Source organism: Pandoraea oxalativorans (assembly GCF_000972785.3).
In the GTDB taxonomy this organism is placed as follows: Bacteria; Pseudomonadota; Gammaproteobacteria; order Burkholderiales; family Burkholderiaceae; genus Pandoraea; species Pandoraea oxalativorans.
Map to the genome: position 1 here is coordinate 480,171 of NZ_CP011253.3, position 21,834 is coordinate 502,004.

Annotated in this window: 23 protein-coding genes; 15 read left to right on the forward strand and 8 right to left on the reverse strand. The window is 63.3% G+C overall.

Going from position 1 to position 21,834, the window contains the following annotated elements; translation table 11 throughout:
• Nucleotides 1–22: 22 nt before the first annotated feature.
• From MB84_RS02185 to MB84_RS02195, 3 genes are all read right to left on the reverse strand, one after another.
• Nucleotides 23–610 (reverse strand): LysE family translocator, encoded by a 588-nt coding sequence (locus MB84_RS02185; RefSeq protein ID WP_046290588.1) that lies wholly within the window; start codon nucleotides 608–610, stop codon nucleotides 23–25.
• A 128-nt stretch (nucleotides 611–738) separates the two neighbouring features.
• Nucleotides 739–1,176, reverse strand: coding sequence for a nuclear transport factor 2 family protein (locus tag MB84_RS02190; RefSeq protein ID WP_046290589.1), 438 nt, complete (start codon nucleotides 1,174–1,176; stop codon nucleotides 739–741).
• A 24-nt stretch (nucleotides 1,177–1,200) separates the two neighbouring features.
• Nucleotides 1,201–1,710, reverse strand: a complete 510-nt coding sequence (locus MB84_RS02195) for a chalcone isomerase family protein (protein ID WP_046290590.1) — start codon at nucleotides 1,708–1,710, stop codon at nucleotides 1,201–1,203.
• A gap of 641 nt (nucleotides 1,711–2,351) precedes the next feature.
• On the opposite strand from MB84_RS02195, the gene MB84_RS02200 reads away from it, so the two are divergent.
• From MB84_RS02200 to MB84_RS02215, 4 genes are all read left to right on the forward strand, one after another.
• Nucleotides 2,352–3,374 (forward strand): IS110 family RNA-guided transposase, encoded by a 1,023-nt coding sequence (locus tag MB84_RS02200; RefSeq protein WP_046293183.1) that lies wholly within the window; start codon nucleotides 2,352–2,354, stop codon nucleotides 3,372–3,374.
• Between the two features lie 580 nt (nucleotides 3,375–3,954).
• Nucleotides 3,955–4,824 (forward strand): ferritin family protein, encoded by an 870-nt coding sequence (locus MB84_RS02205; protein WP_174984604.1) that lies wholly within the window; start codon nucleotides 3,955–3,957, stop codon nucleotides 4,822–4,824.
• Nucleotides 4,825–5,028: 204 nt separating this feature from the next.
• Entirely contained in the window at nucleotides 5,029–5,532 is a 504-nt protein-coding gene (gene rfaE2 / locus MB84_RS02210; RefSeq protein WP_046290592.1) for a D-glycero-beta-D-manno-heptose 1-phosphate adenylyltransferase, read from the forward strand.
• Nucleotides 5,529–6,536, forward strand: coding sequence for an asparaginase (locus MB84_RS02215; RefSeq protein WP_046290593.1), 1,008 nt, complete (start codon nucleotides 5,529–5,531; stop codon nucleotides 6,534–6,536). The genes rfaE2 and MB84_RS02215 overlap by 4 nt, the downstream gene beginning before the upstream one ends.
• A 111-nt stretch (nucleotides 6,537–6,647) precedes the next feature.
• Here the strand turns inward: MB84_RS02215 and MB84_RS02220 are convergent, their stop codons facing one another.
• The 5 genes from MB84_RS02220 to MB84_RS02240 all read right to left on the reverse strand — a co-directional run bounded on the left by MB84_RS02220 (nucleotide 6,648) and on the right by MB84_RS02240 (nucleotide 10,929).
• Entirely contained in the window at nucleotides 6,648–6,842 is a 195-nt protein-coding gene (locus tag MB84_RS02220) for a hypothetical protein (RefSeq protein ID WP_046290594.1), read from the reverse strand.
• The gene (locus tag MB84_RS02225) at nucleotides 6,839–8,059 is read right to left on the reverse strand and encodes an ISL3 family transposase (protein WP_046289972.1); all 1,221 of its coding nucleotides are present in this window, start codon (nucleotides 8,057–8,059) and stop codon (nucleotides 6,839–6,841) included. Before MB84_RS02225 ends, MB84_RS02220 begins: the two co-directional genes overlap by 4 nt.
• A 32-nt stretch (nucleotides 8,060–8,091) precedes the next feature.
• Nucleotides 8,092–8,796 (reverse strand): SPOR domain-containing protein, encoded by a 705-nt coding sequence (locus MB84_RS02230; protein WP_046290595.1) that lies wholly within the window; start codon nucleotides 8,794–8,796, stop codon nucleotides 8,092–8,094.
• Between the two features lies 1 nt (nucleotide 8,797).
• Nucleotides 8,798–9,847, reverse strand: a complete 1,050-nt coding sequence (locus tag MB84_RS02235; RefSeq protein WP_425415898.1) for a type III pantothenate kinase — start codon at nucleotides 9,845–9,847, stop codon at nucleotides 8,798–8,800.
• Nucleotides 9,848–9,912: 65 nt separating this feature from the next.
• The gene (locus MB84_RS02240) at nucleotides 9,913–10,929 is read right to left on the reverse strand and encodes a biotin--[acetyl-CoA-carboxylase] ligase (RefSeq protein ID WP_046290596.1); all 1,017 of its coding nucleotides are present in this window, start codon (nucleotides 10,927–10,929) and stop codon (nucleotides 9,913–9,915) included.
• 228 nt (nucleotides 10,930–11,157) lie between these two features.
• Here MB84_RS02240 and MB84_RS02245 point away from each other — a divergent pair, with 228 nt between their 5' ends.
• The 11 genes from MB84_RS02245 to MB84_RS02295 all read left to right on the forward strand — a co-directional run bounded on the left by MB84_RS02245 (nucleotide 11,158) and on the right by MB84_RS02295 (nucleotide 21,782).
• The gene (locus MB84_RS02245; RefSeq protein ID WP_046290597.1) at nucleotides 11,158–12,279 is read left to right on the forward strand and encodes an MlaE family ABC transporter permease; all 1,122 of its coding nucleotides are present in this window, start codon (nucleotides 11,158–11,160) and stop codon (nucleotides 12,277–12,279) included.
• Nucleotides 12,279–13,214: an ABC transporter ATP-binding protein gene (locus MB84_RS02250; protein WP_245725466.1), complete on the forward strand. Its 936-nt coding sequence runs from the start codon at nucleotides 12,279–12,281 to the stop codon at nucleotides 13,212–13,214. The genes MB84_RS02245 and MB84_RS02250 overlap by 1 nt, the downstream gene beginning before the upstream one ends.
• Nucleotides 13,204–14,169, forward strand: a complete 966-nt coding sequence (locus MB84_RS02255) for an MlaD family protein (protein ID WP_046290598.1) — start codon at nucleotides 13,204–13,206, stop codon at nucleotides 14,167–14,169. The genes MB84_RS02250 and MB84_RS02255 overlap by 11 nt, the downstream gene beginning before the upstream one ends.
• Complete coding sequence (locus MB84_RS02260) at nucleotides 14,166–14,987, forward strand: ABC-type transport auxiliary lipoprotein family protein (RefSeq protein ID WP_052652873.1); 822 nt, start codon at nucleotides 14,166–14,168, stop codon at nucleotides 14,985–14,987. The genes MB84_RS02255 and MB84_RS02260 overlap by 4 nt, the downstream gene beginning before the upstream one ends.
• Nucleotides 14,988–15,002: 15 nt before the next feature.
• On the forward strand, nucleotides 15,003–16,175 hold the full coding sequence (locus MB84_RS02265; RefSeq protein WP_046290599.1) for a VanZ family protein: 1,173 nt from the start codon (nucleotides 15,003–15,005) through the stop codon (nucleotides 16,173–16,175).
• A 275-nt stretch (nucleotides 16,176–16,450) separates the two neighbouring features.
• Nucleotides 16,451–17,992, forward strand: coding sequence for an MFS transporter (locus MB84_RS02270; protein WP_084009568.1), 1,542 nt, complete (start codon nucleotides 16,451–16,453; stop codon nucleotides 17,990–17,992).
• Between the two features lie 155 nt (nucleotides 17,993–18,147).
• Nucleotides 18,148–18,480 carry a (2Fe-2S) ferredoxin domain-containing protein gene (locus MB84_RS02275; RefSeq protein WP_046290601.1) on the forward strand — a complete coding sequence of 111 codons (333 nt, stop codon included), beginning with the start codon at nucleotides 18,148–18,150 and terminating at the stop codon, nucleotides 18,478–18,480.
• An 83-nt stretch (nucleotides 18,481–18,563) separates the two neighbouring features.
• Nucleotides 18,564–19,202: an alpha/beta hydrolase gene (locus MB84_RS02280; protein WP_046290602.1), complete on the forward strand. Its 639-nt coding sequence runs from the start codon at nucleotides 18,564–18,566 to the stop codon at nucleotides 19,200–19,202.
• Nucleotides 19,203–19,460: 258 nt separating this feature from the next.
• Nucleotides 19,461–20,648, forward strand: a complete 1,188-nt coding sequence (locus MB84_RS02285) for a D-alanyl-D-alanine carboxypeptidase family protein (protein ID WP_157122617.1) — start codon at nucleotides 19,461–19,463, stop codon at nucleotides 20,646–20,648.
• 19 nt (nucleotides 20,649–20,667) lie between these two features.
• Nucleotides 20,668–21,516 carry a D-amino acid aminotransferase gene (locus MB84_RS02290; protein ID WP_046290603.1) on the forward strand — a complete coding sequence of 283 codons (849 nt, stop codon included), beginning with the start codon at nucleotides 20,668–20,670 and terminating at the stop codon, nucleotides 21,514–21,516.
• Complete coding sequence (locus MB84_RS02295; RefSeq protein ID WP_046290604.1) at nucleotides 21,513–21,782, forward strand: HP0495 family protein; 270 nt, start codon at nucleotides 21,513–21,515, stop codon at nucleotides 21,780–21,782. The genes MB84_RS02290 and MB84_RS02295 overlap by 4 nt, the downstream gene beginning before the upstream one ends.
• The last annotated feature ends 52 nt before the right edge of the window (nucleotides 21,783–21,834 follow it).

A 21,834-nucleotide genomic window follows, 5' to 3' on the forward strand; every position in this document is an offset into this window, starting at 1 on the left:
CCTGCGGCCACATCCCGCCGCATCATCCCGCCGCGACCAGATACACCGCACTTCCCGCCAGCAGCGCGGCCATCGCGCGATTGAGCCGCCGCACCCGCTTCGGATCGCGCATGTGATGGCGCAGCATCGCACCCGCCGCCGCCCAGCATCCGACCGACAACCAGCACACGACGAAGTAGATCGCGGCAAATTGCCAGATGCGTACGGGGTCGCCGCCCGTGTAAGCGCCCATGCCTGCCAGCGCCGCGAGCCACGCCTTCGGATTGAGCCACTGCATGACGGCGCCGTGCGACAGCGTCGGGCCCCGTTGCGTGCTGGCGTCGCCCAGTTCACCGTTGTCGACGGCGAGCTTGTACGCCATGAACAGCAGGAACGCCACGCCGAACCACTGGATCGCATGCAGGAGCACCGGCACGCGTTGCAGTAGCTCGTACACGCCGAAACCCACTGCGACGAGCAGCGCGACGAAGCCGACGGTTGCCCCCGTCACATGACGCAGACTCGGTACGAGTCCATAGCGCGCGCCCGAGCCGAGGGCTACGACGTTGACGGGGCCGGGCGTGATGGAGGCCGCCAGCGCGAACGCGGCCATCGAATAGAAAACGGTCATCGGAATCCTCACTGCAAACTGGTTCGTCACATCACGTCCGTCAGATGACGGCGTGTGCGAGGTTCCGACTGTAGGGGGAGGCTTGCGCGGTGTATTGAAGAAAACTGCTCTATCTCGGGCGCGGCGGCTCAAAGAAACATGCGCTTACGCAGCCAGCGTATAAGCAGTCCCAGAAAAGGGAGTTTCAGGTAGACGTCTTCAGTCGCATCCCAATAATCCCGCTGATAGGCGACGCGACCGTCGACCGCGAGCCGAAGATGCGACGCGCCATGGATGACCTGTTCGTCGTCGAGCCAGCGTTTGGCGTGAAAGTGGAGGTTCCAGACGAGTAACGCCTGATTGTGCTGGAGCAGTTGCGCCGTGATTTCGAAGCGCGGCACGTCGAGGCGCTCGAACAGATGCGTGAGGAGCGACGCGACCTCGGCGGCGCTGCGGACTTCATGCAGCGGTGTTTTGACGTAGACGTTGGGGGTGTAGAACTCCCCCAGATTCCCGACGCTCTGGCGAGTCAGCGTCTCGAAGTAGTGGGTCAGGCGCGTGAGCGCGGCAGCGTGATCGATGTCCATAGGCACGCGTATCCGGGCGCGGGCTCAGCGGGCGTCGCTGATCAGTTCCGCGCGAAGGTCGGGCGCGCTGGTGCGCGGGTCCAGCCAGATGGCGAAGAAGGCGCGTCCGAAGGCGTCGCCTGCGATCTGACCGATGAGCTTGCCGTCCGAGAAGAAGCGTGTGCCGTCACCCGGGCGGAAGACGCCGGTGAGGTGCTGCCCTGCCGAGACGTCGGGCAAGATGCGCGCAAGCTCTTCCGCCCAGTGCTGGCGCTCGGCGTCGGTCCCCACTTGCAGCTTGCTCATCTCGATGAGGCTGCGTTTCACGAGCGTTTGGGACTTGAAACTCCGCGCGTAGCGCACGTCGAGCACAAGCGGATGCGTACTCCAGTTGGCGCTGAGGTGGTTCGCACCGGAGAAGAGGGCGGCGTCGTAAAGATGGAAGCCCATGCGCGAGAACGATCCCTGCCCGACGAGATGCGCGGACGGGATTTCCTGCGAGGCGAGTTGCCCGGCGTCGAACGCCAGAGCGCCAGGCGCTGTCGCCACTGCCATCAAAAAACAGGCGGTGCGCAGCCAGGTGGCAAAGTGGGGACGGTGAACTGTACGTGCCCGGTTTGCCCGATGTGCTCGAAGTGCCATGCTCGGCTCCCTATCGGTGAAGGGATCAAGGATTAAGTCGAGTCGGTAGGCCCATTGGCGGCGTCCGGCTCGTTCTGCCGGTGCGTCTGCCCATCATACATGTTGCGTAATTGCGACTGAGAACTATCCTCAAAACGAGGCGTGGCGAACGGCAGGTGCCGGGCCGGCCTGACGCGATAATGAGGCGATGGCGTCGCAAATTCGGAACGATTGCTTTTAGCGTAGACCATGGACGCCGCCTACGCAGGCCCGTGGCACAAGGACATACCCTGACATCTCACCGGAAATCGCCCTCGGAACAACCGGGGCGGGGTAAGCATCGGCGGCGTGCAACCGTCTATCGGGAGGTGCGTGTTGGGAAGTCTCTCGCCCCTCCAGCTTAGGAGGTTTGCGTGACAATTTGACAGATGGTATGAACGCCGCCCTCCCTTCGCGCTGGATTCAGGCCCCGGACACGGAAGTGACTTTGGAAGTGTTGGGTCCCTCCAGAACCGAACGGCATCAATGTGCCAAAGTGGAGGTGTCGCGACCACTTGAGGAACGGAGGGACCATCATGAATACTACGACGTTCGGGCTCGACATTGCAAAGCGGGCTTTCCAGATGTATTGGGTCGAAACGGAAACGGGAGAGATTGTGAACCGGCGGTTCACGAAGCAACAGGTTATAGAATTTCTTGGCCAGCGACCGGCCGGACGGGTGGCTTTGGAAGCCTGCGGAAGTGCGCACTGGTGGGCACGCAAGATCGTAGCGCTGGGTCATGAAGTCGTATTGCTGCATGCGAGATTCATCCGCCCGTTCGTCCAGAATAACAAGACCGATGCGACGGACGCTCGTGCGATCTGGACGGCAGCACAGCAACCCGGCATGCGTTCGGTAGCACCGAAGACAGCGGATCAGCAGGCCACGCTGGCCCTGCATCGCATGCGTTCACTGCTAGTCAAGTCACGTACCATGCAAGTCAACCAGTTGCGCGGCCTGCTGTACGAATTTGGCGTGACGCTCAAAGCGGGTCGCGTCGCCGGCCTTGCCGAGGTCCGCGAGCGACTACATGAAATCGAAGAGGTCGTTCCGGGCACGTTGTTCGATGCGCTGCGCGACCAGCTTCAGCACATCGAGCGGATCGACGGCGAGATCAGGAAACTCGAGAGACAGATCGTTGCCTGGCAACGACAGGAGGCGGCATGTCAGCGGGTCGCTACGATTCCAGGTATCGGACCATTGACGGCGACAGCCCTGGTCGCGACGATCGGCGATCCTGCTGCATTCAAATCCGGACGTGAGCTTGCCGCGTACCTCGGCCTGGTTCCCAGGCAAAGCGGTACAGGCGGCAAGGTACGGTTGGGCGGCATAAGCAAGCGCGGCGACAGCTATATACGCATGCTACTGATTCACGGTGCACGAGCGGTCATGTTCAAGAGCAGGAGCAAGGGCGCCTGGAGCGAGCAACTGTCCCTGCGTCGGCCTACGAATGTGGTTGCCGTCGCGCTGGCAAACAAGATGGCGCGAACAGCGTGGTCGTTACTCGCGCACGACAAAACTTACCAGACAGACTACGCAGCACAAAGGGCTAGCTGAAAAGCAGGGGTATCGAGCACGAGTCACGCAGACAGGTTGCGAAGGTCGATAACGATGTGATGGCGAGACAGGTTGGTCCGCAAGAACGTAAGCCTGATTGACGCTGTGCGCTTCGAGCGCGCTAGACAGTAGAGGTCGTTCTTGGCGAATTCCATCAGGGCGCGCAGGCTGGCCTGCAGACGCCGGATATAAGCCTGCAACCAAATTCTCGTCCAATGTCACAACGATATTACCTTGCAAGCCGGGCGGCGTTCATATAAGGCGTCAAAATTACGACGCATTACCGTCACGTGAGTGTCAAACGTCACGGTAATTAAGGAGAATTATGTTATGATTCAAGAGTTTGCCCATATTTTAGTAGGGTTGCTCTTGAGCCATTTTGCCAGGATGCGGCCAGATAACAGGCGTGAAATCGCCGTCCTTATGCGACGGCAGGGTTCAAGACGTGGAACCGGACGGCGGGGGCCGACCGAGACCCGCTCACCGTTTTGTCTGTCGAAATTCGGCGTAAACTTTCACAATACTATCTTGAGTCCTGGTGTAAGGTCTCGCGACCTTGGGGGTAATTGAAATGACCGAAATGCTGTATCCCGAACTGTACAAGTCGCTGGAGGCAGTGCGTTGGAACATGGAGAAGGACATTCCGTGGGACAAATTCGACGCCAGCCAGCTCACCGACGATCAGGCGCGCACCATCAAGATGAATGCCATCACGGAATGGGCGGCGCTGCCGGCTACCGAGATGTTCCTGCGCGACAACCGTGACGACAGCGATTTCTCCGCTTTCATGAGCGTGTGGTTCTTCGAAGAGCAGAAGCACTCGCTGGTGCTCATGGAGTACCTGCGCCGCTTCCGCCCGGAACTCGTGCCGACGGAGGCCGAACTGCACGCTGTGCGTTTCCCGTTCGACCCGGCGCCGCCGCTCGAGACGCTTATGCTGCACTTCTGCGGCGAAATCCGTTTGAACCACTGGTATCGCCGTGCAGCCGAATGGCACACCGAGCCGGTCATCAAGCACATCTACGAAGTCATTTCGCGCGACGAAGCGCGTCATGGCGGCGCTTACCTGCGCTACATGAAGAAGGCCATGACGACTTTCGGCGACAACGCCCGTGCTGCGTTCGCGAAGATCGGCGTGTTGATGGCTGCGGCGCGTCGCACGGAAAAGCCGCTGCACCCGACCAATCTGCACGTGAACAAGGAACTGTTCCCGAACGATACGGTGCAGTCGCGTCTGCCGGAGCCGGAATGGCTCGAACACTGGCTCGACGAGCAAATCAAGTTCGACGACAGCTGGGAAAAGAAGGTGGTCGAGCGCATTCTGCACAACATGTCGCTGCTGTTCGAGCGCACGTTCGCCACGGCGCAGGATCTGAACCGTTACCGCAAGGAAATCACGGTCCGCCTCGCGGCCGTGACCGCACCGGCACCGGTCGCGGCGTCTGCGTAATCAGCACAGACGCACTTCGCGGTATCAGCAAGAAAGGGGCTTCGGCCCCTTTTTTGTTTGGGGTGCCATCAGACGGTCATGCGTGTGTGCCGATCGCGATGCCGTACGTGGTCACGACGTTTCGCGACGACGACCCTCGCGTAGCCGCTCGTGGGACAATAGCGGCCATCTTCGCGAATAGCGTGTCCACTTCGATCGAGCGTCATGTCAACTCCCCAAGTCATTCCTCCGGCCGATTTCGAGGCCAAGATCCTCTCGCGCGACGCGCTTGCTGCGCTGGCGCCGACGCTGCCGCGCCCGCTGGTGTTTACCAACGGCGTGTTCGACATTCTGCATCGCGGTCATGTGACCTATCTGGCGCAAGCACGTGCGCTCGGCGGATGCCTGATCGTCGGCGTGAACACCGACGCTTCGGTGCGCACCCTCGGTAAGGGCGACGATCGCCCGATCAATAACGAGAACGATCGCGCGGCCTTGCTCGCGGCATTGCAAAGCGTCGATTACGTGGTCACGTTCGGCGAAACGACGCCCGAAGCGCTGATCGCAGCGGTGCGCCCCGACATTCTGGTAAAGGGCGGCGACTACGACATGGACAAGTTGCCGGAGTCGACGCTGGTGCGCGGCTGGGGCGGCAAGGCCGTGGCCATTCCGTTCGAACATCAGCGCTCGACGACGTCGCTGCTCAAGAAAGTGCGAGCCCAATCGTGAGTCTCGCCCCTCTCGTTGAAGTCACGCGCGGCGCCAACGGTATCGATACCGTCGAGTGCATCCATTACGGTTCGGTTGCTGTCGTCGATGCGCAAGGGCGCGTGCGGTATGCCGCAGGCGATCCGTCGTTCCTCACGTTCTCGCGCTCCACGCTCAAGCCGTTCCAGGCGCTGCCTTTCGTGGAAGGCGATGGCGTGGCGCACTTCGGTCTGACGCAACCCGAGCTGGCGCTGCTGTGCGCGAGCCATTCCGGCGAGTCGTTTCACGTCGACGGCGTGAAAAGCCTGTTGAGCAAAGCCGGGTGCGACGAATATCATTTGCAGTGCGGATGCCATGTGCCGACGTTCTATTCGGCCACAGGCAAGCGCGCACCGGCGGATCTGAAGCCGACGCCGTTGCACCACAACTGCTCGGGCAAACATGCGGGCTTCCTCGCGTACTGCGCGCAACACGGCTTGCCTCTCGACACCTATCTCGATCCTTCGCACCCATTGCAGCAGCGCATTCGCGCTCGTGTGGGCGACGTGGTCGGCGTTGCGGGCGAAGCACTTCCGCTGGGCATCGACGGTTGCTCCGCACCGAACTACGCGTTGCCGCTCGACAAGCTGGCGGCGGCCTACGCACGTCTTGCGGCGAGTGACGACGCGGCGCTATCGACTCTGTTCGACGCGATGACGCAGCAACCGGAGATGGTGTCGGGGACCGCACGCAACGACCTCGCCTTCATGCGCATGGCGCCCGGCGACTGGGTGGCGAAAATCGGCGCGGACGGTGTGCAGACCATCGGCGTTCGCTCCGCTGGCCTGGGCATCGCCATCAAGGTGGTCGACGGCAACATGCGTGCGCTTTACACCGCAGCGGTGGCGGTTCTCAAAGCACTGGGCCTCGTCGATGCACCGGAGGCTACCGGTCTTGCCCCGTGGGTATCGCCTGTCGTCAAGAACGCACGGGGTACGCAAACCGGCGTTGTGCGGGCTGTCGTTGACTTGAAGCCGGTGAGTTGACGCGTTGACGAACGGCGGAGGCGACGCGTCTGCCCGACATGCGCGGCGCTCGCCACTGCGCGACTCCCCTCCGCCGTTTTCCGCGAGAGACGGTAGACTCGCGCACGCCTGCTAATGCGCCCCGGCGGGCGGACTTCCTGCCGGTGACGGGCATGCTTTTACCAGTTGTGCCGACCATTGCTGCGTGACGACGCCACGCACCTGCGTTGCCGCGTTCGCATTGATACCGGCAATGCGATAGATGATCCGGCTCTTGGCATTTGGCCTCTCGCTCAACTGAGGCGTCAGGCCTTTCTTTTGGTTCATTGAGCATTACCGGGGAAGGCGGCGCGGATTTTGAGGAAGAAGTATTCCTGGTCTCGGTAGCCGTAGGCGCGCCGCTTAATGACCTTGATAGTGTTGTTAATGCCCTCAACGATGCTGGTGTTTAGACGATGTCGGCATCTGGCCAGGATGCCATGCAGATAGCCTTTCAGACGCTGAGCGAAGGTGTTCAAGGGGGCTATTCCGCTTTGCTCGGCCTGCTCGCACCAGTGGTGCCAGGCTTGTTTTGCCCAGGCAGGTCTTCGGTAGAACCAGAGCCGCTTGAGTTCGTCCCTCAGGACATAGACCGTCAGCAGCGGCTGGTTGGCTTGCAGCAATTCGTCGAGCCGGACGGCCTGCTGCCGGTCTAGCTTGTCGCGGTTGCGCAATAACAGCCAGCGGCTCGATTTGATGACCCGGCGCGCGGGACGGTCCTGGCGCAGTTGGTTGGCCTGATCCACGCGCACCCGATCAATGACCTCTCGTCCGTACTTGGCCACGACATGGAACAAGTCATAGACGATCTCCGCCCGTGGGCAGTGGGCCTGGATTTCTAACTCGTAGGCCGTAGTCATGTCGATGGCTACGGCCTTGATGCGTTGGGCGACCCCACGCGGCAATTGCTCGAAGAACGCCCGAGCCGTCTCGCGTGAGCGTCCTGGGCCGATCCACAGCACCTGCCTGCTGATCGGATCGACGACTACCGTCGCGTACCGATGCCCTTTATGCAGGGCGAACTCGTCCATCGCTAAATACTCGATCCTGGACCAATCCGGTTCGCGCACTGACGCTCGGAGCCGGGCCTTGTCCAGCGTCTTGACGGTATGCCAACCCAGCTCGAAGAACCTCGCCACCGCCTGCACGTTGCTCGATTGCAGCAATTGGCTGCAGGCCGCCGCAAGCCGATCCGTCACCCGCTGGTAGCGACCCAGCCAAGTAAGCCGCTCCAGGCGCGGGCCACCGCATTGCTCACACAACAAGCGCCGGCGTGGAACATGAAGAACAACCCGGTACTCAAATAACGGCAGATCTCGCACCCGGCGCACCGTGGTCTCATGGACCTGGCGACATCGTGCGCCGCACTGCTCGCACAGCATCACCTTGGCGGTTGGCTTCAAATAGATCGACAGCGTGCGCCCTGTGCCCTCGGGCCACTCCACGCGTTCGACGGCATAGCCCTGCCAGCCTCCCAGCGACTCCAGCAGCTTGCGATCCAGCATCTCCACGCACTCCTGATGGCAAATTCCTGCCATCAAGAGTACGAAAACTTGTCAAATCCCTCCACGCTATTGCGCGATGAACCTTTCTTTTGCGCGACCGCCATCAGACGCGTCGCGCGATCCTTGTCGTTGAACAGCCCAAGCGAGACGACGATATTCGAGCCCTCGTCGTTGAGCAGGAAGTATTCGGTCACGCCCGCCGAGCGCAATTGCGCCACCTGTTTATCCGCCGCGGCCTTGTTCGGCACCGGGTCGAGATGCACCCAGTAGCGTTTGTCGACGGCGACCGACTGGATGTCGCCCTGACCTGCGGGCAGTGCGGCGAGCAGCAGGCCGCGCGCCTGTTGTGCGTCATTTGCGGCAAACGGGCCGATATCGAGGCAGGTCGACGCTGCTGCGGCGGCCACCGCCTGAGCCGCGCTGGCATCGCTCGCGACAGCGCTTGGCGTCGCGGGAGCCACCGCCTGCGTCGCTGCCGTTGCGGCTGCCGATGACGCGGCACTTGCGCTTGCGTTGTCCGGCGCTTGTGCCGACACCGACGACGCGCGTACCGGCATCCCGCCACTAATGTCCGCGCCCGTCAGCCGGATGTGTGTGGGGTCGAGTTGCGTCTTGACGCGGGCCGGTTCGCGGCCGGTTTCCGGCAGCACGTCACGCCATTTCAGCCAGCCCAGTTGCACGGCCGCAAGTGCCGCGTTTGCCGCGAGAAACATGACGAGCAACAACGCGCGCAACATCTCAGACGCCTCCTCGTGCTTGTCCGGCAGCGCGTGAAGCCTCTGCCGGGGTAGGGATCTCGGTGGTTTTTGCCGCCGACGATTTAGCCGCGTGTAACGCGACTTCATAGAGTCCTGCCGGCACAAGCTGATCGTGCTCGGTAAAGGGCAATGCAAGCGTTTGTGCGAGTGCGTGACGCGCACCGCCGGAAAGCACACAGCGCACGGGTGCGCCGAGCTGTGCTTCGAGCTGTGCGTAGCTGCGTTCGACGAGACCCGCCTGTGCGGCAGCACATCCGCGAAGAATGGCATCGGTCGTGCTGCGTGCGAATGCCTGACCACCCGAAGACATCGTGGCGTCGAGCGTCGGCAACTGTGCGGTGCCCTGCGCAAGCGATTGCAGCATCAGGGCGGGGCCCGGGGCGATCAGCCCGCCGAGATAGTCGCCGTCGCCGCGCAACGCTTCGACAGTCGTGGCGGTACCCAGTGTCACGATCAGGAGGTGTTCGCCCGGCCATGCGGCATGCGCGCCGATCAGGCTGGCCCAGCGGTCGCTGCCGAGCTGCGAAGGCGTGTGATAGCCGTTGCGCACGCCCGCCCGTGCGTCGCTCGCACGCAGCACCTGAAGCCAGTCGGACGACGCCATGCCCCACAGCGTCTGCAACGTCATGCGCACGGCTTGTTCGGCGGCTTCACCCGCCACATTGGTGAGCCAGACCCCGGCGGGGGCCGGGCAGATGAATCCGTCCTGTTGCCCGCCCTGCCCGATGGCGAGCGGCGCTGCGTTGGGTGCGAAGTGTCGACCGCCGGTTTGGCTCCCCCCGCCCTCGGCATCTGATAACCCGGAAGTATCCGCCGTCAGTGCCGACCAGCCTGCGCGAATTTGTGTCGCCAGTGTGCGCCACTCGGCGTGATCGACCGCGCCGCTGGCGAGGAAAGACGGCGAGGCGGCGCGCCAGTGTGCCGGTCGCACAGCCGGTGCCAATGCCCACTTGATGCGGCTGTTCCCGGCATCGACCAATAGCCATGGGGCGGCACCGTCATTGACGTTGCCGTTCGATGCCGCAGGCATGCCGTCCGTGCCCTGCATGCTTGCGGATCTCGGTGAGGCTGACGACGCTTTACGGGGTGCGGACATCAGCGGCCTCCCTGCGTTCCGGGAAGCGCCGCTGCGGTAGACGTATCGAGCAACCGCACCGAGACTTCGCCGCTGGCGATGGTGCGCTCACCTTCGGTCGTCGCGACACGCAGGCAGCCCTGCGAATCGACGCCGAGTGCAACGCCGTGCAACACGTCGCGTCCATGTTCGATCACACGAATCGACGACCCGCCGTAGGCATGCATCGCTTCCCAGTCTTCGCGGAACGCGTCGAAGCGTTGCGCGTCGAAACGCGCGAGCATGGACGCAAGTCGCTGAATCAGGGCGACGAGGACCGACGACATATCCGGATCCGGGAGGACCGATTCGAGCGCAGCGGGCGGCGTGGCAGGGACCGCTGGCGGGGCGGTGCCGTGCGCAGCCGTCGTTGCGCTGTGAACCGCCGCGCTGTCGATGCGCGTCGCCACATCGCCCGCATGACGAAGATTGACGCCAATGCCGATGACGACGCCGATACGTCCCGGCCCCGCCGGGACCGTCTCGATCAGAATGCCCGCGAGCTTGCCGCCGCGCAGCAGGACGTCGTTGGGCCATTTGAGGCCGAGCGCCTGTGGGGCGGATACCGGCAGATCCGACAATCCCTCCACCACGGCGACGCCCGTCGCCAGCGACAATCCGGCCAGTTGTGCCGGACCACCGGACATCACGTAAGCCAGAGAGAACGTCAGGCTGTCGCCCGGCAAGCTCTGCCATGCGCGCCCGCGTTGGCCGCGACCGGCGCTCTGATGCATGGCGGCGCGCACGACCGGCGCACACGATGGGTCTTCACGAAGGCGCGCGAGCAAGTCGAGATTGGTGGAGCCCGTGGTGTCGACGACTTCGATCTGCCAGTCGCGGCAAACCGCTGCCAGACGCGAGCGAATGCGCTCACCGTCGAGCCGACGCGTGGCGGTGCCGTGAGCGGACGTTGCACCCGCGCCAGAGCGGCTTTCCGGCGAACCGGCGGCCGTGGCGTCGAGCGGAGCGTTGGACGAAGAAGGTGCGGCGTTATTCATGGCTGCTATTGTAGCGGCGAGGTCGGCGCCGCGCCGGGCTGTTCTGCGTGGAAGGCCGTATTTCGGCATCATCCGAGGCGCGCATCGGACAATTCCGGCAGGTTTTCAGTCGCCACCGGGTTGCCATCATATGGCCGCGCCTGTACCGTACAATGACCGCGTTTTGCCGCGCATTTTGCTGGATCCATGCCGAATTTCGGCGAGTTTGTTGTCAGGAGATCCCCAGTTTTGAACCTCGATGCCGTACCCACTCTCGAGCTGACCACCTCGGCACAAGGCCCGGTGGTCATGCTGCGCGGTCTGTGGACGGCGTTGGCGCTCTCTCAGCGCAAGAAGACGCTAATAGGGCTGGTGCGTGCTTTGCCTCACGGTGAGCTGGCGTGGGACCTCACTTGTGTGGAGCGCCTCGATCACGTCGGGGCGCAGGCGCTGTGGCGCTACTGGCAACGCAAGTACCCTCAGCGTATCGCGCTGACCGCCACGCAGCGCGCGCTGTTCGATCACCTCGCCGAATTCGACCGCACGCGTCAAACTCCGGTACCGAAGCGCCGCGTCGATCCCGTCAGCCAACTGGGCTATTCGCTGTTCACCCTGGGTGAGCATCTGCGCGACGGCATTACGATGTTCGGCCGATTCGTGATCGACCTCGGCCGTGTCGTTCGCCATCCTGCGCGCGCGCCATGGCTGGAAATGTCGGCGAACATCTACAGTGCCGGGGCGAAGGCGCTCGGCATTACGGCGATGGTCGCGTTCCTGATCGGCATCGTTCTGTCCTACTTGTCTGCCCAGCAACTGAAGTTGTATGGGGCAAGTACGTTTATCGTGAACATCCTCGGCCTGTCGGTGATCCGGGAATTGGGGCCGGTGCTTTCGGCAATTCTCGTCGCGGGGCGTTCAGGATCGGCGATCACCGCGCAACTGGGTGTAATGCGCGTGACGGAAGAACTCGATGCCATGCGTGTAATGGACATCCCGCACGGCTTGCGACTCGTGCTGCCGAAGGTCATTGCGCTGGCCATCGCCATGCCGTTGCTCGTCATGTGGACGAACATCGTCGCGCTGCTCGGCGGCGCCATCGCGGCGAAGTACGAACTCGGTATCGGACTGCACTATTTCTTCACGACGCTGCCCAACGCCGTTCGTATCGCGAACTTGTGGATCGGTCTGGGCAAGGGGGTCGTCTTCGGCATGCTGATTGCGCTGGTGGCGTGTCACTTCGGCATGCGCGTCAAACCCAACACACAGAGCCTTGGCGAGGGCACGACACAATCGGTCGTCACGTCGATCACCGTGGTGATTCTGGCGGACGCCGTCTTCGCCATCCTCTTCCGCAGCGTGGGGATCGGCTGATGAGCGACCCTATCGTGCGCGATCCTGACAACACCGCTGCGCTCTTGTCGCCGCCGGTTCAGAGCGACGTGCTGTACGGGGCTTCGGCGGGGTGCCCGCCGGTGTCGTCGACGTTGCCGGGCGAAGCCGAGCCGGTCATCGAAGTTCGCGATCTCACGAAGCGCTACGGCACGCACACGATTCATGAACATCTGGATCTCACGGTGCGTCAAAGCGAGATCATTGCGCTGGTCGGCGGGTCGGGGTCGGGCAAGACCACCCTGATTCGGCAGATCATCGGTCTCGAGGGGCCGATCAGCGGCCATATCAGCATCTTCGGGCACGACATCACGATGATCGACCGCCGCACGGCGCATTTGCTGCGCCGTCGCTCGGGCATGTTGTTTCAGCGCGGCGCGCTGTTCTCTGCGATGACCGTGTTCGACAACATCGCGCAACCGCTGCGCGAGCTGCATACGCTTTCGGAAGATTTGATTCGCGATGTGGTGATGTACAAGCTGGAGATGGTCGGGTTGTCGGGACGCATGGCCAATCGCATGCCGTCGGAATTGTCGGGTGGCATGATCAAACGTGTCGGCATTGCGCGCGCCATCGCACTGGAGCCGGAACTGCTGTTCCTCGACGAACCGACGGCCGGGCTCGACCCGCAGGCGTCGGACGAGTTCGTGGACATGGTGCGTGGCCTGCATCGCTCGCTCGGCCTGACGGTCGTGATGGTCACTCACGATCTCGATACGGTCATGATGCTGGCGACCCGTGTGGCGGTGCTGGCCGATCGCAAGGTGCTCGTGAACGCGCCGGTCGAAGACGTGGTGCGTGTAGATCACCCGTTCATTCACAGCTTCTTCCTCGGTGAGCGCGGCAGACGCGCGTTGCTGGCTTTGCCTGCGGCACGGCGCGCCAAGATTTCGGAGTTACTCGACGATGGAAAATAAATCGCACGCTTTCATGGCGGGCCTCTTCACACTGGTATTGCTCGCCGCCGTCGCCGCTTCGGTGTACTGGTTCAATCGCGACAACCGCGTGCGTGTGCCCTACGATCTGGTCTCGCGCACCAACGTGACGGGCCTCAATCCGGAGTCGGCCGTGCGTTATCGCGGTCTGAGCGTCGGCAAAGTCGAGTCGATCAAATTCGATCGCCGCACGCCGGGTCAGATCCTGATTCGCATTCTCGTGAACGAAGGCACGCCGATGACCAAGTCGACGTTCGCCACGCTCAGCTATCAGGGCGTGACGGGGCTGGCCTTCGTGCAACTCGACGACGACGGACACGACCGCACGCTGCTGCCGTCGTCCGAGACGCAGGTCGCGCAATTGCGTTTGCGTCCGAGCTTCGTCGACGAACTTCAGCGGCGCGGCAACAACCTCGTACATCAGCTTGAGGAAGCGACGTCGTCGGTCAACAAGTTGCTTGACCCCGAGAATCGGCAGGCGATCGTCGATTCGATCAATAGCGTGAAGACCGCCGCCCAGAGCGTGAACCGCGTGGCGACGCAACTCGAACCGGTCACGAAGCAACTGCCGGAAACCGTGCGCGAATTGAACGGCACGCTCGCCGGTGCGCATCGTCTGACGAACCAACTGACGGATCCGCAGGGACCGCTGGTGCGTAATCTGGATAGCGTGGGGCGGGCGGCAGATCAGGCCGCGTCGAGCCTCGCAGCGTTCCAGGGCACGATGCAGACGTTCGAAGGTTCGCTGCAACAGGAGGCGCTGCCGCGTCTGAATCGTCTGTCGGACGATCTGCGTTTCACGTCGCAGGCGGTGGGGCAAGCCGCTGAGACGATCAACCGCAATCCGCGCGCGTTGCTCTTCGGTACGTCGCCGCCGCCGCCGGGACCGGGCGAAGCCGGTTTCGCGTGGCCGGGTGGGGCAGGGGGAGGTCAATGATGCGCGACACCGTCACGCAAGGGGATAACGAGATGAATAACGGTAAGGGTCGCCTCGTCACGTGGCTGTTCGGTTTTGGAGCCGTGCTGGGGACTGCCATGCTGGTCGCCGGATGCGCCGCACCGGCGCCGTCGGGTGCACTCGCACGCTTCGATCTGGGGCCGCCGACAATGCCTGTGTCGGCCGTGGCCGGTGCGAATAGTGCAGCCGGTGCAGCCGGTGCGAACGCCCCTGCCTCGGACGTTGCGGCCGCCAGTGCGCAGCAACTGTCACCGCTCAAGGTCGTGGTCAATGCACCGAGCTGGCTCGACTCGGACATGATCTATTACCGTTTGCCCGCCAGCGAGGGCGATCAGGCGCGCGTGTATGCGAACAGCCGCTGGCTTACGTCGCCCGCCCGGCTCTTTGGGGATCGTCTGCGTGCGTCGCTGTCGGTCGACCGTGTGGTGCTCGCTGCAGGCGACCCCGCGGCGGCCCCCGCGCTGCGTGTCGATCTGGAGGAATTCGCGCAGTACTTCGACAGCACGTCGGCCAGTCATGGCGTGGTGCAGGTCCGTGCGACGTTGTTCGACGGGCCGAAGCTGCTCGCACAGACGACGTTGCGCGCTCAGGCCCCCGCTGCCACGGCGGATGCCGCCGGTGGGGCGCGTGCGCTGGCCACCGCGAGCGATGCGGTGCAGAAGCAGTTGATTCAGTGGCTCGCCGGACGTGTACCGGCACCTTCGGCAACAACGCGTGCGCCTGCGCAGTCGCGTGCGTTGCCCGCCACGTCGTCTGCCGGGTCGTCGCCGGTGAGCGCTTCGGCGCCGTCGCGATAGCGGGGCGCCTCGCCGATGCCCGAGCACGAAGTCAAACCCTGGCAACGACGCGCTTCTCCGCTTACGCGTCAGGCGCTGCTGTGCCTGATTCTGCTGATGGCCTACGCCAGCCTGTATCCGTTTGAGTTTCAGCAGGCAGCGGTCGGGCCGTTCGACTACCTGTTCGCGCCGCCACCCCGCTGGATGACGACGTTCGACGTTGTCACCAACGTGCTGGGCTACATCCCGCTGGGTGTGCTGACCGTATGGGCGTTGCATCCGGCATGGCGCGGCACGCGGGCGGTGCTTGCGGCGTTCGTGCTGGGCACGCTGCTCTCGTGCGGCATGGAGGCGTTGCAGACGTATCTGCCCACGCGCGTGGCGTCGAACGTCGATCTCGCGACGAACGCCCTGGGCGCACTCATTGGCGGTGCGATGGCCGTGCCCCTTACCAGCCCGTTGCTCGACCGCGGATGGCTCCGACATTTGCGCTTCGCATGGTTCGAGCGTCATGCGAGTCTGCTGCTCGTGTTGCTGGCGCTGTGGCCGTGGGCGCAGGCGTATCCGCAGCAGTTTCTCTTTGGCGACGGCGACCTCGTCCGGCAAATCTGGCTCTGGCAGGACCCGGATATCACCGATCTGGTCCTCGACTGGGTGCCGAAGCTCGGAGAGTTGCAGGACTATCTGTCGGCGCTGGACGCCGTCGCGAGCCACGCCCTGTGGGAGACGGTCGTGACCGCGAGCGGCACGATTCTCGCGGGGTTGCTCGCGACGCTGGCCATGCGTCGCACGGCACCGCGTGTGCCGCTGCTGTGCGCGATGTTCGTCAGCGCCTTCGCGATCAAGGCCATTGCGGCCGCGTGGCAGTTCTCGCCCGCGCAGGCATTCGACTGGGTGACGGCAGGCGCGATTTACGGATTGGTCATCGGCTCGCTCGTGCTGATCGTCGCCGGGCGCGGGCCGCGTTTCCTGCGGGGCGCCGTTGCGCTGGCGGCGCTGGTCGTCCTGCTCGTCTTCGTCAATCTCCTGCCTGCGAATCCCTATTACGAGGCGGCGCTTCAGTCGTGGCGTCAGGGGCAGTACGTGCACTTCAACGTGCTGGCGCGCTGGCTCGCGTGGACATGGCCGTATCTCGTGCTGATCTACCTGCTGGCGATGTTCGACCCGAGCCATCGCGGTCCGGCGCGTCGCGGCGGCAAGCCGAACTGACGCCCACGCGCGTCAGGAAATTCGGCATTTTTTGGGAGCGAGCCGATGTGCTCGCCGCAACGGCGGAATGTCCGTCAAGGCCCGTCAGGTAAGCGTTTCCGGCCGATTTCCCCACGTCATTGTTTCCAAATTGGAAATAGCGTATTGGCCATCTGCCCATTGGTGGGGCCGCGCCCGCCTCCTAAACTCTCATGTAAGGCGAGCTGATACTCGGCGCGCCACGACCGCCCGGCATCTACAGGCAGATCCCGGGCGGTTTTCATTGGGGAGCGAAGATGAGTACGTGGGGGTTGGTGTTTGCGCACAAGACACGGCAGCGCGTGCTGATGGCCGTGATCGCGGCGGCCACCGGCATCGAGATGCTGGAGAACGGCATGTTCGTGTTCGCGTCGTCGCACATCGCGGGCGGCGTCGGCGCAGCCCCGGAAGAGTACGCCTTCGTCTCCACGCTTTACGCCGTCGCCGGCATTCTCGTCATTCTCAAACAACGCTGGCTCGCGTCGCGTCTGGGTTATCGCGGTTTTCTGACCGGTGCGCTCACGCTCATGGCGTTCGGCGCGTGGCTGTGCGGCATGGCGCACAACCCGGTGGAGCTGGCCGTGGCGCGCTTCGTGCTCGGATTGGGGGCGGGTTCGCTCTTCACGGCGAGCCGTATTCTGATCAATCTGTGTTTCGCGCCCGAACTGCGGCTGCGTGCGCTGCTGTTCTTCACGTATGGCTTCTTCGGCGCACAGATCTCCGCGCCGTTGCTCGCGAGCTATCTCGTCGATCGTTTCCTATGGTCGTCGATATTTCTCGTCATGGTGCCGATCGCGCTTGCCGGCGCACTGGCGTCGTGGCTCGTCATTCCGGATTTTCGCGAACGTCTGCGCGACGAAGGCGAATTCGAAATGCGCGGCATCGTGTTCTTCGCGGCGGGCGTGCTGTTCGTCGAAGTGATGATGCAGCGCTCGCGTTTCGACTTCTTCTCCAATCCGTTGCATCTGCTCGAACTCTGTCTGGTCGGGGCGATCTGCGCCATCGGCTACATGTGGCATCAGTATTCGCATCACAAGCCGCTGATCGACTTTCGCGTGCTCGTGCGCAACCCCGTGTATGTGCTCGGGCTGGGCGGGTACGCGGTCTACTACTTCTTTTCGTATTCGACGTCTTACCTTTTCCCGATCTACATGCAGCAGGGGCTGAACTGGAGCGTCGAGCACACGGGATATCTGCAAGCGGTGGCGTCGGTGACGAGTCTCGTGGTGGCCGTGATTTACACGATGGCACGCCCGAAGTTCGTGAAGCTCAAGCCATTCGTGCTGCTCGGCTATCTGTGCCTGCTCGGCTACGCGTTTCTGCTGTCGCAGAGCTATCAGGGCGTATCGAGTCAGTGGCTGATTCTGCCGATGGTGCTGAGCGGTCTCGGTGGTGTGTTCGCGATGATTCCGATTGCAGAGCTGACGTTTCGCGGCATGGATGAGTACGTCTTCCAGCATGGCTATCAAACGAAGAACATCGTGCGTCAGTTGGTGAGTTCGATGTCGGTGTCCGTCATGGCCGTGCTGATGCAGGACCGTCAGGCCGTCTTCATGCATCAACTGACGCCCGCGATGACACCGCTTAACCCCGCCTACAACGCTGCCGTCTCGCAGGCGCAGCAGACGTTCGGTGCGAGTGTGGACGCGACGACGGCGGCACACATGGCGTCGGCGTGGGTGGGCAATCTCGCGTCGCAACAGGCGCTGGTGCTCTCGTGCGTGAACGTGTTCTTCGGCTTCGCGTGTCTGGCTGCCTTCTGCGCGTTGTTCATGGCGGTGCAACGGCGTCTTCGCTGATCGGTGTCCGGGGTCCCGGAATCTGCATTTCCTCATTCCTTCGGCGCCGGGCGCCGAGTGCGCCCGCCGGGGCCGTCCGCAATGCCTGAGCAGGTCGGTTAGAATGCCCGCAACACGTCGTTACGTTGCCAATTCCCCCACATAAAAGCACCGACATGGCCACCACCCAGTCGCAGTACTACAAGCATCACGTGTTCTTCTGTCTCAATCAGCGCGACGCGGGCGCCGACCGTCCGTCGTGTGCGAACTGCAATGCGCAGTCGATGCAGGAATACGCGAAGAAAAAGGTCAAGCAACTCGGCCTGGCCGGTCCCGGTCAGGTGCGTGTGAACAAGGCCGGATGCCTGGACCGCTGCGAGCTGGGGCCGGTCGTCGTGATCTATCCCGAGGGGACCTGGTACACGTACATCGACGAGACCGATATCGACGAAATCGTCGAGAAGCATCTGGCGCAAGGCGAGATCGTCGAGCGCCTGCTGATCGACTGAACGACTCATCGACCGGCCAGCCGCGACGTCGACACGCTTTGTCGACGCCAGCGTCGGCTTCGCACCCCAGACCTACTTCGCTCATGAACGCTCAGACTGAACGCTTCACCATCGACGGCCCGGTCGGCGCCATCGAAATCGCCATCGACCGTCCGGCCGGTGGGCCGGAAAATCTGCGCGGCATCACCCTTGTCGCGCACCCGCATCCGTTGTTCGGCGGCTCGCTCGACAACAAGGTAGCGCAGACGCTCGCGCGTGCTTTCGTCCAGCTTGGATACGCCGTGGTGCGTCCGAACTTCCGTGGCGTGGGCAAGAGCGAAGGCGAGCATGACAAAGGCATTGGCGAGCGCGACGACCTGATGGCCGTCATCGCCTGGATGCGTCAGCAGCCGGGATGGGAAGCGCAACCGCTCGCACTCGCCGGTTTCTCGTTCGGCACGTTCGTGCTCTCGCACGTGGCCAAGGCGCTCGAAGCTGCGGGCACGCCTGCCCAGCGTCTGGTGTTCGTCGGCACAGCCGCGAGTAACTGGGACGTGGCGACCGTGCCGGCCGACACGCTCGTCGTCCACGGCGAGAAGGACGACACGGTGCCGCTGCAATCGGTACTGGACTGGGCGCGTCCGCAGACCTTGCCCGTCGTGGTAATCCCCGGCGGCGAACACTTTTTCCACGGCCTGTTACCGCTGCTGAAACAGATCGTGGTCGATGCGTGGCGTCATTGATACATCTGGCCCGAATTTCGGGCCGTTTCGTCTGAGAGCGACCGGCTTCGCTGGGGACGTCGGATGGCCACAGGTATAATTCGCCTCTGAACCTTGTCGTGCCGTGCCGGGTCTATTTCCCCGTACGGCATGGCTCCGGCGCTCCGGCGCCGCCGTCTTCTTCGCCGTGCCGCGCTCGCCAAAGCGTGGGTTGCACGGCGCCTTCAAGCGCAGATGCCTCCGAGTTTTGCTTCGCTCACTTCGTTTTTCTCATCGCCAATGAAATTCAACGCTTCGCTGTCCCGTGCCGCCGCCGCCGCGGCGATTGTCGCTTGTGGCTCGCTTGCTACGCTTCCCGCTCGTGCTCAACAGATTCCGCCGCCGCCGATGTCGGCCAAGGCGTGGACGATTGTCGACGTCACCAGCGGTCAGGTGCTCGCCGCCGCTGACCCGGATGCCCGCGTGGAGCCGGCTTCGCTCACGAAGATCATGACGACGTATCTGGTCTTCGAAGCCCTGCGCGACAAGCGCATCTCGATGGACCAGACCGTCATTCCCGGCGAGTCGGTTCGCAAGGTGGGTCGTGACGAATCGCGCATGTTTATCGAAGCCGGCAAGCCGGTCTCGGTGCGCGATCTGGTCTCGGGCATGATCATCCAGTCGGGTAACGACGCCTCCATCGCGCTGGCCGAACTCGTCGGCGGCTCGCAGCCGGGCTTCGTCGAGCTGATGAGCCGCGCCGCGCAGCGCATGGGTCTGAAGAACACTCATTACACGAACGTCGACGGTCTGACCGACCCGCAGCACTACACGACGGTGGCCGACATCGCCACGTTGTCGACGCACATGATTCAGGACTTCCCCGAGTACTACAAGATCTACTCGGAGAAGAGCTTCACGTACAACAACATCCGCCAGCCGAACCGTAACCGTTTGCTGTCGCTCGACCCGACGGTCGATGGCCTGAAGACCGGCCACACTAAGGAAGCGGGCTACTGCCTCGTGTCGACGGCCTCGCGTCCGTTGCCGGGCGCAGCGGGCGTGAACCGTCGTGTGTTGTCGGTGGTCGTGGGCGAGCCGACCGAACGCGCGCGCGTGCAGGACAGCCTCTCGGCGCTGAACTACGCCTATCAGAACTTCGACACGCTGCGCGTGTACGGCGCGAATCAGGTCGTGGCCACGCCCAAAGTCTGGAAGGGCAAGGACAGCGAGCTGAAGATCGGCGTGAAGAAGGACACCTTCATCACCGTGCCCAAGGGCACCGCCGACAAGATCAAGCCGCAGCTCGAACTGCGCGAGCCGCTGATTGCTCCGATCGCCAACGGCGCGCAGGTCGGCACCGTCAAGGTCATGGCAGACGGCAAGCAACTGGCCGAATTCCCGGTCGTGGCGCTGGCCGACGTGGCGCAGGCCAGCTTCATCGGCCGTGCATGGGACGCCCTGCGTCTGATGTTCGTGAAGAAGTAACCGGGAAGCCATCCGCATCATGAACAACCCCACCGTCTGGCTCAACGGCGAACTGATTGCGCTTGCCGACGCGAAGATTTCCGTCCTCGACCGAGGTTTCCTCTTCGGGGACGGGATCTACGAAGTCGTGCCGGTCTATCGTGGCAAGCCGTTCCGTCTTGCGCAGCATCTCGACCGCCTTGAGCGCAGTCTCGCGGAAATCCGCATCGCGAACCCGTACACGCGTGCCGAATGGGAAGCGCTCTTCGCGCGTCTGTCGGCCACGTGTGCGGCCGATCCACACAGCGTCTACGTGCAGGTTACGCGCGGTGTCGCGCCGCGTCAGCACACGTTCCCGAAGGACATCACGCCGACCGTGTTCGGCATCGCCACGCCGCTCACGCTGCCGGGCCGAGAGAAGGTGGAGCAGGGCGTGGGCGCGGTCACGCATGAAGACCGTCGCTGGCTGAACTGCCACATCAAGTCGACGTCGCTGCTGGGTAACGTGCTGATGGCGCAATACGCGGCCGATCACGAGGTGCAGGAGACGATCCAGTTCCGCGACGGGCTTCTGACGGAAGCGTCGTCGAGCAACGTGTGGGTGATCAAGCACGGTGCAATGGCCGCGCCGCAGCGCGATAATCGGATTCTCGAAGGCATTCGCTACGGCGCGCTCGAATCGTTCGCGCAGGAATGCGGTATCGCGTTCGAGGAGCGTGCGGTGAGCGAAGCGGAAGTGCGCGAGGCCGACGAACTGCTGATTACGTCTGCCACGAAGGAAGTGCTGGCCGTCGTCTCGCTCGACGGCAAGCCGGTGGGCGATGGCAAGCCGGGTCCCGTCTTCCGCGCGCTTTACGCGGCGTATCAACGCGCCAAGGAGGCACTATGACGGAAGAGAAGAAGAGCTTGATCGAGTTTCCGTGCGACTTCCCCATTAAGGTGATGGGGCAGGCGCAGGACGGATTCGCGCAGGCCATCGTGGAGTTGCTGCGCGAGTTCGACGCAGAGTTCGATGCCGCCACGGTCGAAATGCGTCCGTCCAGCACGGGTAAGTATCTCGGTCTGACCGTGACGGTGCGCGCGCATTCGCAGGCGCACCTCGACGACATCTACCGCAAGCTGACGGCCCATCCGATGGTGAAGGTGGTGCTGTAAGCGACGCAGTGTCGACACGCGCCTGAGTTTGCCTCAGGCGCGTGTCCTCCGA